Source organism: Mesorhizobium sp. M7A.F.Ca.CA.002.05.1.1 (assembly GCF_003998335.1).
Lineage (GTDB): Bacteria > Pseudomonadota > Alphaproteobacteria > Rhizobiales > Rhizobiaceae > Mesorhizobium.
The window spans coordinates 1-1,671 of record NZ_RZQI01001118.1; the positions used below are offsets into that span (position 1 = coordinate 1).

Here is a 1,671-nt window from a genome sequence, read left to right on the forward strand (position 1 = left end):
GGAGATGTACCATGAGCCTTCGTATCAACGACATTGCGCCGGATTTTACCGCCGAGACCACGCAAGGGACGATCAAATTCCATGACTGGATCGGCGACGGTTGGGCGATCCTGTTCAGTCACCCGAAGAATTTCACGCCGGTCTGCACGACCGAGCTTGGCACGATGGCGGGGCTCGAAGGCGAGTTCAAGAAGCGCAACGTCAAGATCATCGGCATTTCGGTCGATCCGGTCGAAAGTCACGGCAAGTGGCAGGACGACATCAAGACGGCGACCGGTCATTCGGTGAACTATCCGCTGATCGGCGACAAGGACCTCAAGGTCGCCAAGCTCTACGACATGCTGCCGGGCGGTGCCGGCGAGACGTCGGAGGGCCGCACGCCCGCCGACAACGCCACAGTGCGCTCGGTCTACGTCATCGGACCGGACAAGAAGATCAAACTGGTGCTGACCTACCCGATGACCACGGGGCGCAATTTCGATGAGATCCTGCGCGCGGTCGATTCCATGCAGCTCACCGCCAAGCATCAAGTGGCGACGCCGGCGAACTGGAAGCAGGGCGAGGACGTGATCATCACCGCGGCCGTTTCCAACGAGGATGCAATCAAACGCTTCGGCGCTTATGAGACCATCCTGCCGTATCTGCGGAAGACCAAGCAGCCGTCGGCCTGACCGCTCGGAACAGTTTTTGGCTTTCCTGTCGCCGCGAGCGAAAGGATACTTGACTGGCTCACCCGAGCGGACAACCATGCTCCTCTCGGGTGTCGTCAGAGAAAATCATTCCTGGCGACCGAGAGTTGGGGAAGCCGGAATTGGACGTAGCTTTGGCCAGGCCGCAGGTCAGCGGCTTCTATGACAAGCCGACCGGCGCCATCCAGTATGTCGTCGCCGACCAGGCGACGAAGCGATGCGCCATCATCGATCCGATCCTTGATTTCGACGAGAAATCCGGTGCTACGGCAACGACGAATGCCGATGTCATGCTCGACTTCGTCAGCGAGCAGGGACTGAGCGTCGAATGGATCCTCGACACCCATCCGCATGCCGACCATTTCTCGGCGGCGCATTACTTGAGAGAGAAGACCGGCGCGCCGACGGCGATCGGCGACAGGGTCATCGAGGTCCAGAAACTGTGGAAAGCGATCTACAACTGGCCGGATTTTCCCGCCGACGGTTCGCAGTGGGACAGGCTGTTTAGAGAAGGCGAAACCTTCCAAGTGGGTACCCTTCCGGTCAAGGTGCTGTTCTCGCCCGGACACACGCTGGCCTCCATCACCTATGTGATCGGCGATGCCGCCTTCATCCACGACACGCTGTTCATGCCCGACAGCGGCACGGCGAGGACGGACTTTCCCGGCGGCAGTGCCGCGCGGCTCTGGCGCTCGATCCAGGACATATTGGCGTTGCCGGACGAGACGCGGGTGTTCGTCGGCCATGACTATCAGGCCGGCGGCCGCGAACCTTTGTGGGAAAGCACGGTCGCCATACAGAAGGCTACCAACATCCATCTTGCCGCCGCCTGCAGCGAGGCCGAGTTCGTCGCCCTGCGCGAGGCGCGCGACAGGACGCTGCCGATGCCGCGGCTGATCCTGCATGCGCTGCAGGTCAACATGAATGGCGGGAGGCTGCCCGAACCCGAAGCCAATGGCCGGCGGTACCTGAAGTTTCCGCT

The 1,671-nt window shown here is 61.3% G+C and carries 2 protein-coding genes; both read left to right on the plus strand.

What is annotated here, in order from left to right:
- Positions 1-11 precede the first annotated feature (11 nt).
- Positions 12-671: a peroxiredoxin gene (locus tag EN939_RS33135; protein ID WP_127260439.1), complete on the plus strand. Its 660-nt coding sequence runs from the start codon at positions 12-14 to the stop codon at positions 669-671.
- A 140-nt stretch (positions 672-811) separates the two neighbouring features.
- A partial coding sequence (locus EN939_RS33140) for an MBL fold metallo-hydrolase (protein ID WP_164751467.1) occupies positions 812-1,671 on the plus strand: 860 nt, incomplete at its 3' end.

Bases quoted from the DNA above. Each gene is read 5' to 3' on its own strand.
- EN939_RS33135 (WP_127260439.1), top strand. From the start codon at position 12: ATGAGCCTTCGTATCAACGACATTGCGCCGGATTTTACCGCCGAGACC.